At 48.8% G+C, this 14,182-nt stretch carries 13 protein-coding genes; 11 read left to right on the top strand and 2 right to left on the bottom strand.

The window, feature by feature from the left end; genetic code table 11:
- Positions 1 to 27: 27 nt before the first annotated feature.
- From MKY75_RS25150 to MKY75_RS25115, 8 genes are all read left to right on the top strand, one after another.
- Positions 28 to 744, top strand: coding sequence for a GntR family transcriptional regulator (locus MKY75_RS25150; protein WP_340887022.1), 717 nt, complete (start codon positions 28 to 30; stop codon positions 742 to 744).
- Positions 745 to 891: 147 nt separating this feature from the next.
- Positions 892 to 1,548, top strand: a complete 657-nt coding sequence (locus tag MKY75_RS25145; protein ID WP_340887021.1) for a hypothetical protein — start codon at positions 892 to 894, stop codon at positions 1,546 to 1,548.
- A 323-nt stretch (positions 1,549 to 1,871) separates the two neighbouring features.
- Positions 1,872 to 3,395, top strand: a complete 1,524-nt coding sequence (locus MKY75_RS25140) for a M23 family metallopeptidase (protein WP_340887019.1) — start codon at positions 1,872 to 1,874, stop codon at positions 3,393 to 3,395.
- A 231-nt stretch (positions 3,396 to 3,626) separates the two neighbouring features.
- Positions 3,627 to 4,358 (top strand): response regulator YycF, encoded by a 732-nt coding sequence (gene yycF, locus MKY75_RS25135; protein WP_039272089.1) that lies wholly within the window; start codon positions 3,627 to 3,629, stop codon positions 4,356 to 4,358.
- Entirely contained in the window at positions 4,355 to 6,184 is a 1,830-nt protein-coding gene (gene walK / locus MKY75_RS25130; RefSeq protein WP_340887018.1) for a cell wall metabolism sensor histidine kinase WalK, read from the top strand. The genes yycF and walK overlap by 4 nt, the downstream gene beginning before the upstream one ends.
- The gene (locus MKY75_RS25125) at positions 6,181 to 7,521 is read left to right on the top strand and encodes a YycH family regulatory protein (RefSeq protein WP_029518930.1); all 1,341 of its coding nucleotides are present in this window, start codon (positions 6,181 to 6,183) and stop codon (positions 7,519 to 7,521) included. The genes walK and MKY75_RS25125 overlap by 4 nt, the downstream gene beginning before the upstream one ends.
- An 18-nt stretch (positions 7,522 to 7,539) precedes the next feature.
- Positions 7,540 to 8,304, top strand: a complete 765-nt coding sequence (gene yycI / locus MKY75_RS25120) for a two-component system regulatory protein YycI (protein ID WP_029518929.1) — start codon at positions 7,540 to 7,542, stop codon at positions 8,302 to 8,304.
- Positions 8,305 to 8,310: 6 nt separating this feature from the next.
- Positions 8,311 to 9,117, top strand: a complete 807-nt coding sequence (locus MKY75_RS25115) for an MBL fold metallo-hydrolase (RefSeq protein WP_029518927.1) — start codon at positions 8,311 to 8,313, stop codon at positions 9,115 to 9,117.
- On the opposite strand, the gene MKY75_RS25110 is transcribed toward MKY75_RS25115, so the two are convergent.
- Positions 9,086 to 9,292: a hypothetical protein gene (locus MKY75_RS25110; RefSeq protein ID WP_025723164.1), complete on the bottom strand. Its 207-nt coding sequence runs from the start codon at positions 9,290 to 9,292 to the stop codon at positions 9,086 to 9,088. The two genes, MKY75_RS25115 and MKY75_RS25110, sit on opposite strands and share 32 nt — an antisense overlap.
- A gap of 502 nt (positions 9,293 to 9,794) precedes the next feature.
- On the opposite strand from MKY75_RS25110, the gene MKY75_RS25105 reads away from it, so the two are divergent.
- Positions 9,795 to 11,030, top strand: a complete 1,236-nt coding sequence (locus MKY75_RS25105) for a S1C family serine protease (RefSeq protein WP_029518925.1) — start codon at positions 9,795 to 9,797, stop codon at positions 11,028 to 11,030.
- A gap of 85 nt (positions 11,031 to 11,115) precedes the next feature.
- Here the strand turns inward: MKY75_RS25105 and MKY75_RS25100 are convergent, their stop codons facing one another.
- A complete protein-coding gene (locus MKY75_RS25100; RefSeq protein ID WP_340887016.1) occupies positions 11,116 to 12,837 on the bottom strand; it encodes a cellulase family glycosylhydrolase in 1,722 nt (573 codons plus the stop codon).
- A 213-nt stretch (positions 12,838 to 13,050) separates the two neighbouring features.
- On the opposite strand from MKY75_RS25100, the gene MKY75_RS25095 reads away from it, so the two are divergent.
- Together MKY75_RS25095 and MKY75_RS25090 are read left to right on the top strand one after the other, a co-directional pair.
- Positions 13,051 to 13,815 carry a class I SAM-dependent methyltransferase gene (locus MKY75_RS25095; protein WP_340887015.1) on the top strand — a complete coding sequence of 255 codons (765 nt, stop codon included), beginning with the start codon at positions 13,051 to 13,053 and terminating at the stop codon, positions 13,813 to 13,815.
- Between the two features lie 105 nt (positions 13,816 to 13,920).
- Positions 13,921 to 14,088 (top strand): CxxH/CxxC protein, encoded by a 168-nt coding sequence (locus MKY75_RS25090; RefSeq protein WP_007433184.1) that lies wholly within the window; start codon positions 13,921 to 13,923, stop codon positions 14,086 to 14,088.
- Positions 14,089 to 14,182 lie beyond the last annotated feature (94 nt).

Here is a 14,182-nt window from a genome sequence, read left to right as displayed (position 1 = left end):
CACAATAGAAAGGCTGGGCTTCGGACGGTGTCAACAAAACAAGAGAACATAAAGCGGCGTATAGAAGAATATATGAAGGTTAATCAAATGGGTCCGGGGGATCGGCTGCCGTCGGAAACTGCACTTTCCCAATCGTTTCGTGTCTCGCGTACGACGCTACGGGGAGCTATTCGCCAACTGGAATCGGAAGGTAAGCTACTAGTAAAACACGGGAGGGGCACATTTGCGACTTGCCCGCTGCCGAGTATTCCAAGCTCCCTCGACCGCCTGTACAGCATCGGGGACATGATTCGTTCGGCAGGGTTACGGGAAGACGAGCAGCTGGAATCCATTCAGAGAATTTCGGTTTGTCCTCCTGATATTGCCGAACAGATGAGATTTTCCGAGCATGAGCCGATGATTGTTCTGGAGCGTACACGCACTGCCAACGGAGAGGCTGTAGCCCACTCTATAAACTGGATGCCTGAGAAATTAGCTAGTCCCATTTTGGAAGGTGACTCTTTTTCAGGCTCGCTTTTTCAGAGTCTTGAGTTCAAGGCGGGGGTACGAATCGTCGGAGCGTATTCCGAGCTTACCGTTCCAAACTATGACGACGCACATATGACGCGTCTGTTGAAGCATCCGCAGGCTACGGTATTACTATTGAAGCAGCTTCACTATGATGAAATGAACAGGCAGGTGCTGTATTCTCTGGATTATGTCCGCAGTGACATTTTCCGTTTCTGGGTGCGTCGTACGCGCTGATTCAATCAGAATGTGGCATCTCCTATTGAATTGTGCTAGTTTTACATATTCCATGGGTTAAAAATCGTCATATCTCGTCAATACTGATCTATATGCACTTCATGATGATACACACATGGCAAGATGCGTATAAGGAGGTAACGGGATATGAGGTGGCTTGGATGGCTGCTTAAAAAAGGAATGACGGTCGTGTTGGTTAGCGCACTAACGCTGGCAGTGACAGGTGTAGTCGTTAATGCTTATGTTCAATCGCTGCTGCGGCAGTTTAACATTCAGCTTGATCATCAGCCCATATGGGGGTTGGGTTGGCTAAAAGGCAGTGCTGGCACTGACCAAAGCACAGACACGGGGAAGAACAAGACGACAGGAAGTGGCTCGGGAAGTGTAACACCGCCTGATGATGCGTTGCCTGTCATGGGACAGGGCTTAGAAGAAAGCGGAAGTGAGGCTGGTGGCGCAGCCAATGGCAAGGTATCTCAGGAGGGGGCCACGTCGGCCGGAACATCAGGCAACGAGTCACGGAAGCAGGCAGAAGGTACAACTACACCCGAAACGAGTATTGAAGGCCATGATTTAGTGATTACGCCCGACCATTTGACGGAGAAGAAGAACAACTTACCGGCTGCACAGAAGCAGGAAATTTTTGCGATTCTGATGAATAAGCTGCCGCCAGAGGAGATGCAGAAAATATCAGCTGCGATGGAAGGCGGTCTCACCGAGCAGGAGCTTCAGGATATTCAGCAGGTGCTTGCAAAGTATTTGACCAAAGAGGAATATAACAAGTTGATGTCTATGCTTAAATGAGTATTTTGCAAAATCCTGAATAATAAACGATGAATTCATGGGCAATGTTTATGCTCAAAATAGGACTGTAGAATCCGCGCCATGCGCGGATTTTTTTGCGTGTCAGGAAGTAATTGGGGTGTAGTTGAATTCTTTGTAAAGGCTATGTTAAAGTAAACAGTGTTGTGAAAAGGTTAAATTTTTGAAACCTTTTACGCAACTATGCAATGGTAGATAGCGACTAATATCATAGATACTTGTGAATACAGGCTAGATTCATAGTGTGAAAGACCAATAATGAACGCATTTATATAGAGATAAGATATGCTGAAAAGGAGAGAGTCATGAAGGTTTTGAAGGAGCAGGATTCACCAGACAGCAGGAATGCAGCTTCCAACGTTGCAGATAAGTCTGCTGTGGAAGCGGGGAAAATAGCAAGGTGGTTGAGCGGTCGGAGAAAATGGCTGAGCTGGACGGCAGGTGGTGTGGTGATTGCAGGCAGTCTTATTTTTGCAAGTAATCAGTATGTCGGGGCTAACACAGTTCCTTATTATAAAGTTTATGTAAAAGGCGTCGAGGTCGGAAATATCTTGAATGAGCAACAACTTAAACAGCTATACGCAACGAAGAGCAAACAGTATAAGGATAAGTATCCCGGCGTGGATATGGTGCTCAATACGAGCGCGGTAACGACAGACATTGAGAAGGCATATAAAGCGGATATCGACAGTGCGGCCACGCTGAAGAAATTGGACGGTATGCTGACAGCGTACGCCAAAGGGGTAGAAGTGAAGATCAACGGTCAGACGGTTGGCATTGTAAAGGACAAAGCGACTGCACAGGCGGCTTTAAAGCAAGTACGGAAGAAGTACATACCTGTGGGTGAGGGAACATCTACAGGCATCAAGGGGCTGGTTCGCAAAACATCCGTAGGCAGCAGCCATGCGAGTGCTAGTACTAAAACCCCCAAAGCATGGCTGGAGTCTGCAAGTATCCGTGAGAAAATCGCGTACGAGCCTGTGAAAGCAGACCCGAACAAGGTGCTGACGGAGGCAGAAGCAGTCAAAGTGTTGACTGAGGGGCGTGAGGCTCCTATCACGTATACAGTGCAAGAGGGCGATTCTCTGTCATCGATTGCAACTAAATTTAATATGACCGCTTGGGAGATTAAGCAGAACAATCCCGGCTTGCGTGAACTGTATTTGCAAATTGGGGACGAATTGAAGCTTACTGCTCCAAAGGCTCCGGTTACGGTGCGGACAGTAGAGAAGGTCGTCGAACAGATTGCCATCGAGCCTGAGGTTGAGATTCGTCAGAGCGATGAACTGAAGGCAGGAGTTACCAAAGTGGTCAGACCGGGACAAGCAGGTCTTAAGGAGATGGACTATCGTTTGACCAAGGAGAACGGTGAGGTCGTGCAAGAGGAATGGCTCGGTCAAAAGGTGCTGCAGCCGTCTATTACTGAGGTCGTTCTAAGAGGAACGAAGGTCGTGGGAGAAGGCTCAGGACAGTTCGCTTGGCCGACTGCGGGTGCTGTAATGACGAGCAGTTTCGGTGGGCGCTGGGGACGTATGCATGAAGGTGTTGATTTGGTTGGCGATCATACCATTCAGGCCTCCGATGAAGGTGTCGTCACATTTGCGGGTCAGCAGAATGGCTACGGTAATGTCATTATGATTGATCATCGCAACGGCTATCAAACCGTCTACGGACATTTGAGCAGTATTGGGGTTCATGTGGGACAGGTTGTTCAGCAGGGTGAAGCCATTGGTATTATGGGAAACACAGGACGCTCAACAGGCACGCATGTTCACTTCGAGATCCGTAAAAATAATTCACCACAAGATCCAATGACCTATTTAAGATAGGTTTGTAGTTTATATTGAAATGTACGTGATTCATGAAGATCAAGGGAAAGGCCATGTTTTTCTGCATGCTTAACAGTAGGTGCAGACATGGTTTTTTTCTGCGTAAAGAAAAGGGTCTAGAGAAGTAATGGAATGGCTCACGGGTATGATAGAATAGAATAAACATCTTATAGGTACTGACAAACGAAAGTTAATTATAGATTATGATCCGTGAGAAGAGGTGAACGCTGTATGCAGGGAACGATTCTGGTAGTGGATGATGAACAGCCCATCGCTGATATTTTGAAATTTAATTTGGAAAAAGAGGGCTACCAGGTGATTTGCGCCTTCGATGGAATCAGCGCGGTGGATATTGCGGTCAAGCAGCAGCCTGACCTGATCCTGCTAGACCTGATGCTGCCGGGCATGGACGGCATGGATGTATGCCGCGAGGTGCGCGGGCATCAGCTCCAGACGCCGATTATTATGCTGACCGCTAAGGACGGCGAAATCGACAAAGTGCTGGGGCTGGAGCTGGGCGCGGACGATTATGTGACAAAGCCGTTCAGCACACGGGAATTGCTGGCACGGGTGAAGGCACAGATGCGCAGACAGCAACGCGGCGGGGCAGGCCAGTCGGAAAGCCGGCCGCAGGAGGATAAGCAGGGGCTGCGCGTGGGCGATCTCTTCTTTGATACGGACATGTATACAGCTTACAAAAACGGAACACCGCTTGACCTGACGCACCGCGAATATGAGCTATTGCACTACATGGCGAAGAATGCCGGAAAAGTCATGACGCGGGAGCATTTACTTCAGGCGGTATGGGGCTTCGAATACTACGGGGATGTGCGGACAGTAGATGTGACCATTCGGAGGTTGCGCGAGAAGATTGAGGAGAACCCGAGCAAACCGGAGACCATCCTGACACGCCGTGGTCTTGGATATATCGTGAGCGGGGGCAAAGGTGGCCTGCGGGCATGAGATGGCTGTCTTTCTTTCGCACCATTCATGCAAAGCTGATTATTATCTATGTGCTGCTGATCTTGGTGGCTATGCAGCTGATTGGGGTCTATTTTGTCAGCTCGATGAAGAACTCCCTCACGAGTAATTTTACGCAGGATTTGCAAGCACGAGCGGAGATGCTGTCCGTGCTGGCGGAGCAGGATCTGAGTGGCAGCGACGGCAAAATGGAAGAGGACAGCGTGGAAAGTCTACGTGCACGCGTGAATAATTTGTTCGATTTCAGCGGCGCGGAAATTCAGGTGCTGGATGCCAGTGGTAAGGTACTAATTACTTCTCAAGGCTCACATGCCGATTATGTTGGACGTAAAAATACGCAGACAGTAGTTAGCCGCGCACTCCAAGGAATCCGAGATAACGAGGAGTATATGGTGGACGAGGACAATGTCCGCAAGAAGGTCGTGGCCAAGCCTGTCATCAGCCAAGGTAAGATTGTCGGCGCGGTATACATCGCCGCTTCAATGACCGAGCTGTACGATACGATGAAACGCATTAACAATGTGTTTCTCTCAGGTATGCTCATTGCGCTGGCGCTAACGGCTGTGCTGGGCGTGGTATTGGCCCATACGATTACGCACCCGATCAAGGTGATGACACGCCATGCAACGGAGGTTGCCGAGGGAAAATTCGACCAGCAGATGCCTGTATTTGGTGAAGATGAGATCGGTAGGCTCAGCGTGGCCTTTAACTATATGACAGGCCGTCTGCGTGAGGCACTGTCCCAAAATGAAGAGGAGAAGGAGAAGCTCTCCTCCATCTTGACCAATATGAGCGACGGTGTGGTCGCTACTGATGACAATGGCCGGGTCATTCTGGTCAACCGTCGGGCCAGCGCCATGCTGGGCGTGAACGAGAACGAAATGACCGGCAGGCATATCGCGGTACTGCTGGGGATCGACCCGGAGGAAACCGAGGCCCTGTATAGCGGTTCTTCGGCCTCCACGCTCTTGCAGCTGGAGCCAGCTGGTCAGGATGAACCCATCGTCATCCGTGTGACATTCACGCCGATTCATCGGCGGGAAATTGGCATTACGGGGACGATTGCCGTGCTCCAGGACGTGACGGAGCAGGAGGAGATGGAGACGACACGGCGGGAATTCGTAGCGAATGTATCCCATGAGCTGCGCACTCCGTTGACGACCATCCGCAGCTACGCTGAAGCGCTGGATGACGGCGCGATGGCTGAACCGCAGCTCGCAGAGCGTTTTGTGGGCGTGATCCGCAACGAGACAGAGCGTATGATCCGGTTGGTTACGGATTTGCTGCATCTGTCACGGCTTGATTCCAATGAGGCGCCTTTGCGGATGCAACCAGCGGATGTGATGGAGATGCTGGACGAAGTCGCAGATCGGTTTTCTTTTCAAATGAAGCAAAAACACATTCGCTCAGGGATGTTCGTAGAGCAGGGAATCGGTAAAGTCGTGATCGACCGGGACCAAATTGAGCAGGTGCTGGACAACCTGATGTCCAATGCGCTGAAATATACGCCAGATGGCGGAAGTATTCGGATCGAAGCTCGCCGCAACAGTGAGGGAATGCTGTCCATTTCGGTACAAGACACCGGAATTGGTATTCCCAAAAAAGACTTGGACCGGATTTTTGAACGGTTTTATCGTGTAGACAAGGCGAGATCGCGCAATATGGGCGGCACGGGACTGGGGCTGTCGATTGCCCGGGAAATTGTAAAGGCGCATGGGGGCCAGATTTTTCTGGAGTCGGAATACGGTCAGGGAACCTGTACGACCTTTACGCTACCCATGTCGAGTGAAGGGAGGGAAGCACAGTGAAGGAACGTTTGAAGTCCTGGACGCTTATTTTGCTGGTTGCTTCCAGCCTGGTACAGACTTATTTTTTAATTTACCGCCTTCCAGGCAGTGATTCTGTACTCACTTCAGAAACGAACTATGTCAAAACCGAAAGCATGGGGCAGGAGGAAAAGATTGAGAACCTTGTGTTTCCTGATAAGATGCTAATTCACCAAGGTGAGAAGAAGCATACCGTTTTTTATCCGGGTGTTACTTTTTACGATTTAATTTATACACGGCTGGAAAGCCGAAGCTTTAACAACTTTCAACGTCGAAGTATTCAATCGGCGGACTGGGCGCAGATTCGCAGCGAAAACGAAGGCATCGAATTATCCTTTTCAGGCGGAGTCCCGGTTTCATTACTGGAGCGGGTTATGCGTCTGACGCCGGATTCGGTGTTTCAGGGAGAGACGATTAACCGCATTTGGATCTATATAGACGAAAAGAATGCCAAGCCACACGCGCTCTTTTTCAGTGCCAGAGGCGATGTGGTGTATGAGGCGAACCAGTTCGATATGACAGTAGAGGACATCCGCCAGCATGTGAATTTCGGTAAAAATGCCCCGTTGTACGAGCTGGTAAATAATCAGTACTACATTCCCGTGGATGATCTGGAAACTACGCAGCCTGTAGTGTATGCTGGATTGTTTACGACAGAGCAAATGCAGCGGAATTTGTTTTTCGATCCGGGGATTACGCGTAATATTCAGGAGAAGGACGGCTCCCAAATTTATACGGATAGCAAACGTAGTCTGCAAATCAAGCAGGAGCAACGTTGGATGAGCTATACCGATCCGAGTGCGCCAGGAGCGGGTGGAAGCAGCCCGATTAGGGATGTGCTGGCCGCAGTTGATTTCGTGAATCAGCATGGCGGTTGGGATGCTTCGTATCAGCTGAAATTGAGAAGCAGTGATGAAAATCGTACATCTGTGATGTTTCAGCAGTATTATGGTGCTTATCCAGTGCTCGACACACCATCGTTCCGCTTTGGTACGATTTCGCTGCAAATCCAGCAGGAAACGGCTTCTGTCTATGAACGTTCGTTGCTGTATCTCAAGGGAGGAGAGCAATCCTCGAAGAAGGTTATGCTGCCGGGCGGCGAGCCCTTGAAGAAGCGACTGGAGACTGTAGGCAAAGGGAAGACGATTCGAGATCTGACTCCCGTATATCAACCGGAGCTGACCAATGATGGATTGAAGCTTGCTCCTGAATGGCGCGTTACGTTCGGTGACGGTTCTGTTGCAGAAATTCTTGCTGTTCCTGTAACGACAGCATCCAACACAACACAAACGAAGCCAGACCGGGAGACAAAGAGGTGACAGGAAGGGGGAACGGGAATGGATTGGAGCCGCGCCAAGAACGTATTGATCTGTACATTTTTGCTGCTCAATGTGGTATTGGGTTACCAATTGTGGCATGATGCGCAGGAAACGGCAGGGCCGAGTCTGGATTTTACTTCATTGGATGAAAATACGCAGCGTTTAATGGAAGAGAAAAGTATTCAGGTGCTGGCTCCGATTCCCGGCGATACCCCGCAGCTGCCTAAACTTTCTTACACATACGTTCATAGTGGAGAAAAGGATGATCGTGTGCAGCTGGTGAAGCCAGTGGATAGCAAACTGGTATTCACCCATGATGCGCTAGTGGAGGCATTGGAGCCACAAATCAAGGATATCGATAACTTTCAGTACGATCCGCTGGATGTTCAGGAGGAATTGGCATCCGGACAAGCAGATGCTTTTGTACTTCATCCGCTGGTTCAGGGCAAATGGCCGCTATTTAATGTGAAGCTGGCTCTGTTTTATAGCAATCAAAAGATTACAGGGTATCGCAAAATTAAGGTCGAGCTCCAGCCTTCGGATGAGGCAAAGAAAATGCTGCCTGCGTCCAAAGCACTGGCAAGGCTGATCGACGGCTATTTGCCGCGTGATACGATTGTGAAGGATATCCGGCTCGGTTATTACGGACAGACCTTTAACTCCGATAGTCAGGTGGCTGCCCCCGTGTGGCGGTTTATGCTGGACAACGGAAAAGGTGTGTATTATGTGCAGATGAACGGAGATGTCATTAGTCCAAAGACAGAACATACAGAAGGGTCTTGAACAGATATGGGGATTTCATTTACCGTGCTGTCGAGCGGTTCGACCGGCAACGCTACCGTTGTGCGGAACGAAGACACGACATTGCTCATCGATGCGGGTCTCAGCGCGAAGCGTATTGACGAATTGCTGAAAGAACGCGAGCTGAGCGGAGAAGAGTTGGATGGTATTTTGGTCACGCATGAGCATTCCGATCATGTTAAAGGACTAGGCGCCATGGCGCGTAAATATAATTTACCTATATATGCTAACGAGAAGACATGGTTTGCCATCAGCAATGCTGTTGGGCAAATTGCAGACGATAACCGTAGAATATTGGAGACAGGCGCAACACGAGAATTTGAGTCATTACGCGTGGAGTCTTTTGGTATATCCCATGATGCGGCCGAGCCTGTAGGATATAGCTTTTATGATGGGGCGGAGAAGCTGAGTGTAGCGACCGATCTTGGCTATGTCAGCGACAAAGTGAAACAGGCGATATCAGATGCGGATGTATTGGTGCTGGAGTCTAATCATGATGTGGAAATGCTGCGTATGGGTCGTTATCCGTGGAACATCAAGCGCCGTATTCTCAGCGATATCGGTCATTTATCTAATGAGATGGCGGGCGCGATTCTTAGCGAGCTGCTGACAGGACGGACGAAGCGAACGTATTTGGCACATTTGAGCCGCGACCACAATATGATGGAACTTGCGAAGCTGACTGTGCGTGGGGCGATGGAAGACCGCGGCTGTTTTTACAAGGACAGTGAGTTTCGATTGTGTGATACGTACTATGATCGTCCTACACCTTGGGATAAGGTAAGTGAGCCATAAAGCTGTCCAGCTCGGCGGCTTTGCGTTCTACCTCTTCACGGGTCACTACGCCTTTGTCCACCAGTAGTTCAATCAATGTACTTAGCGCCAGTGTATTGCGGTAATGCTCGTCTTTCAAATCCGCCAGCTTGGCAGCCATGCGAACTTCATCCATAGCCGAACGATGTGAATTCATCATATATTCCTCCTAAAAAATATTTTAGAAATGGCGTGCAATGAGCTTGGTTCTGCCTGTGGTTTTGCTAAGTGCTGTGATACAATAAAGCTAACAACGGAAAGCTTTCTGAAGGAAGGCTCTCATCGAAAGTATAGGCAGCTTTAAGCGGACGGGAACAGGCCAGAACGTCTCTATGAGACGATCATTTTGTAATAGAATAGAAGACTTGTTACTATTGTAGTCCATTGGTTTGGAAATCATTCCTCTTTTTTCCTCTATTCGGAGTCAGATTCGGCGTGTATGCTAATTTATGAGATTCGGTTGCTTAGGAAGGCACCATTTGTGGTGATTAATAAGTAGGCCGGAACGATTGGTTGCTGGATTCCGATGATAAGGGATATTCAATCCATTTGAGATGTTCAACGGAGCAGGTTCTCTGTAGCATAGGTTGGCGCAAGCCCGAATAGCCCTAATTTTTTAGTGAGTGTCGGTGCATGACAACGAAGGGGAGAGGATTAGCATGGGCTTGTTTGAGGACGATTTTTATTCAACGAAGGTATCCACACGTGCGGCTAAAAAAATGGCATTTAAGGCACGCCGTGGAGGACGGGGACGTTGGCCACACAGGAAGCGTGGAGTAAGTCCGGTGCAAGCTGCTGTCATTAGCGGTGCAGTCAGTGCAGTGATTGCCGTGCTTCTGTTCAGTTTTATTACAGGTCTGCCCTCCACTACAGCGGTAAGCGGAGCCAGTCACTATCCCTTGCGGCAAGCAGCGGGTGACCCGTATGACCGGATTGTGCAGGCGGCAGCCAAGGTGCGCCCAGCCGTCGTTAGCATCGTGAATCTGAAAGATGAAGAGGGTAAAAGTACGGAACAATCCGCGCTTGGATCGGGTGTCATTTTCCGAGTGAGTTCGGGCAAAGCCTTCATTATGACGAATAACCATGTGGTCGAAGGATCAGATGATCTGGATATTGTAACGGTAGACGGTGTCAGAAAAGAGGCAAAGTTGATCGGGAAGGATCGCATTAGTGATATCGCGGTACTGGCAGTTGACGATAAAGGCATTAGCACAGTAGCGGATATCGGCGACTCCAGCAAACTTCGTCTGGGTGAAACGGTCATTGCTATTGGCAACCCGCTTGGCTTGGGAGATACGCTTACCTCCGGTATAGTAAGCTATACGAATCGCATCATTCCGATTTCCATTAATCAGGATGGGGTATATGACTGGGAGCAGCATGTCATCCAGACCGATGCGGCGATTAATGAGGGAAACAGCGGCGGCGCGCTGGTCGATCTGGACGGACGTGTGATTGGCATCAATACGATGAAAATCGCTGATACTGGTGTTGAGGGACTTGGTTTCGCTATTCCCGCCAATGAGGTAATGAAAACGGTGAATGAACTGGTTGAGGACGGCAAGATCACCCGCCCTTATCTGGGGGTATACACGGTCGATCTCAATAATGAATATGCACCGCTGGATGAAACTCAGCGCAAGGAGCTCAAGCTGCCGGACAGCGTGAAGAATGGAGCAGTCGTTCTGGAAGCCCACGGTCCTGCCAAGGAGGCTGGCTTGAAGCTGAACGATGTCATTACAGCGTTTGATAGCGAACCGATTAACTCTACGCTTGATTTGCGTCGCTACTTGTACGATAACAAGAAAATTGGCGATGAGCTGAAAGTTACTTTTTACCGGGCAGGCAAGGAAGAAACGATGACGTTAAAATTAACAGATAAGCCGGAAGGCTAAGGTATGATTATAGGCTTAACTATAAAAAGGCGTTCACCGGCTTAGTTCCGGGAACGCCTTTTTCGATCTTCTGCTGCGCCTTAGATTAAGATGTCGTTCCCGTTACACGGGTTCCGCTCTTAGTGATCTTGTATGTCACCACATCGCCGCTCCAGAAGTGGAACTTCAGCGTGACTTCACCATCTTTTACACTATTAAAAAATTCAGGCAATAGCTTGATCCCATTGGCATCATAGGCAGGGGAAAAGGTATTGCCAAATTCTTTATAAGGTGTCCAATCCTGTGGACCGGCATTACCACCATTCGTATACACGGCTTCCATCGTGGCAAGCTGGCTACCACGGAAGTCTGTTGGAATGGTAAAGGCTTGAGTAGTCCCTTCGACAGCACTTAATTTTGGGGTATCATACACGACGACTCTAAAATTCCAGTCTGCCCCCTTGTTAAACTTAGCGGTAATGGCGGCATTCTCCCCATATTTACCGGAAGTGGTCAGGCTGGTGAGCAAGCTGGCTTTGAAGGTTAATATGTCTCCGCTCAGCGTATAGTCGGTGCCCTGTTTCAGTTGCTTGCTGTTAGCACTGAGTGTGTTCAGCTGATTGCCGTTCAGGTTTAAGGTGACTTTGGTGTCCTGAGCAAAGGTGCCTTTCTTCAAGTGAATGAGGTCACGGTCTGCATTGGAGGAGCGTCCTTTTAGGCTGGACTTAATGACATTAAAGAGTTCAGGGTCAGACCATTTGTACGTTGTGCGATTAAAATGCTGGCCGTTATCCCAGAGTATGCCTGTTATTTTCTTCTCCTTCATATAATAGGTCAAAAACTCGAAGAATTTTAGCTTTTCGCCCTGTTCAATCACGCCTGTATGTTTATCGAAGCCGAGCAGGCCATATTCACCGACAATGACCGGAATCCCCTTGGCTACAAAGGTGTTATAGACGTTATCAAAGGTTTGGATAATATCGTTTTTGGTATCTGTATCAAAAGTAGTATGGCCGGCAATATTTACACTGAAAGGCCAGAAGCCATAATAGTGGACGGTTGCAATCAGGTTGGGATCGTTCAGCTTGGTTATCGTATTGTACAGCTCGTTGATTTTGGCCTGAGCAGGTGCGGTATCCAAGCCAGGCAGAACAAGGGGACGAGTGGCATTTTTACCGCCAGAGGCGCGGACAATTTTGTGGAAGGATACATTCAGTTCCTGGAGCATCTGGTTCATTTTCGCTTCATCCGTAGTCCCTCCTTCGGAGAAACGGGGTTCGTTAATGCTTTCGAACATCAGCTTGTCAGGCTGATCTTTAAAGCGCTGGGCAATTTGTGTCCATAATGCGTTATAGCGAGCCAGCACCTCATCATGTTTGGGCTCCATACTGCTTACCCACGTCCATGAATCATGATGGACATTGATCATGACGTACAGATTGGCCTCCAGTGCCCAGCGAACAACCTCTTCTACACGATCCATGTAGGCAGACTCAACGGTATAGTTCGGTGCTGCTCCAATGTGTTTATCCCAGGTGACGGGGATGCGTATGCTTTTGTACCCTTGGGCAGCAATTTGCTGGATCAACGCCTGGGTAATACGCGGATTGCCCCAGGCTGTCTCATCCGCCCCGACAGCATCCAGAGAATTCCCTAAATTCCATCCAGGCTGCATGGCTTCCACATACGATTGCATGCTGCTCGCAGCCGCAGCTTGCGGTGCTTGTCCGTCAGATTCGGCAGCAGCGGCAACGGATGCGAATGTAGATAACAGTAGAGTGATGGCAAGTGTCAACGACAGCAATGAAATGGGTCTTCGTTTTAACATAACAGGCCCCTTTACAAAGTTATTTTTGAAAGCGCTTTCTAATAAACACTACCACACTATTTGAATATGGAATACCTGTATAATTCATGTAAAAATCATGTATTAATTAGATATTTTAAATTTGTAAGCGTTATTATTGAAAAAATATAGAAATGAGTGTAGAATCTATGGCCCTACCAATTCCTCAATTACAAAAGAAAGAAGGAGATGAATATGAATAAGTGGGACACGGAAGAGGCCATTCGACGCTGGGATATGTATGCAGAAAACTTTACCGCCAAGTACACGGAGGAAGGGGATCGATCTCGCGAAGTCCTGCTGAATCCGGCATTGCAAGCCTGTATGGGACCCCTCGGGGGCAAAAAAGTGCTAGATGCCGGCTGTGGCGAAGGCTATCTAAGCCGTAAAATGGCCAGAGCGGGTGCTTTGGTAGAGGCTGTCGATTACTCGACAGAGATGCTGAGGCTAGCCAAAGAGCGAACGCCGTCAGCGTTGGGAATTACATATCACCACGGCAATCTGGAAAAGCTGGAGATGTTCGGGGACCAGAGCTTTGATCTGATCGTGTCCAATATGGTCATTCAGGACTTGGCTCATTATGAGCGGGCGATTGCCGAAATGCGGCGGTTATTAGTTCCGGGAGGTAGCTTTATTTTTTCTATTCTGCATCCGTGCTTTCTGACGCCGCAGAGTGGATGGGTGAAGGATGAGACAGGGAAAAAGCTGTATTGGAAAGTGGATCAATATTTCAACGAAGGCCCATTGGAGCAAGCCATTCCTTATGATCAGGAGGAAAAGCTTTTGTATTTTCACCGTACGCTGGGCAGCTATGTACAGACCATTGTTGAGGCGGGCTTGTTGTTGGATGGGATGATCGAACCGAAGCCGTCTGCTGACATGCTGGAGAAATATCCCCATTTCCGTGAAGACCTGAACGTCAGTAATTTTCTCATTTTTAAGACCAAACGTCAGGGATAGTGGGCAAGCCCTTTCCTTTCCGCGTCAAGTGTGGTAGAACAAAAGAAGGCAGTTTTGACACACCAACAACACGGAGAGCTTCAAACGGAAAGGGATGCAACTGGAATGTACGTGGTATGTAAAGAGCATGTGGAACTGGCAATTGATATGTTCGTCGATGAATACGAGGATGCACCGGATGTCGTCGATCTCAAGGAAACGAAATTTTCGGATTGGGACCCTCCGGTGAAGTGCAAGGAATGTGAGAACAAAGCCGAGTTTTTGGTCGTCTAAAAAACAAGCACGGGCGTTTCGGGCAGAAACGTCCTTTTTGTATACCAGGATTTATTGCAAAAACACCCCATACATAGAGCTATATTTATTCCCA

Origin of the sequence: Paenibacillus sp. FSL L8-0663, from assembly GCF_038008125.1 — a bacterium.
Taxonomy (GTDB): domain Bacteria; phylum Bacillota; class Bacilli; order Paenibacillales; family Paenibacillaceae; genus Paenibacillus; species Paenibacillus polymyxa_D.
The sequence above is the reverse complement of the archived record's forward strand: the minus strand, read 5'-3'. Positions and strand labels throughout refer to the sequence as shown.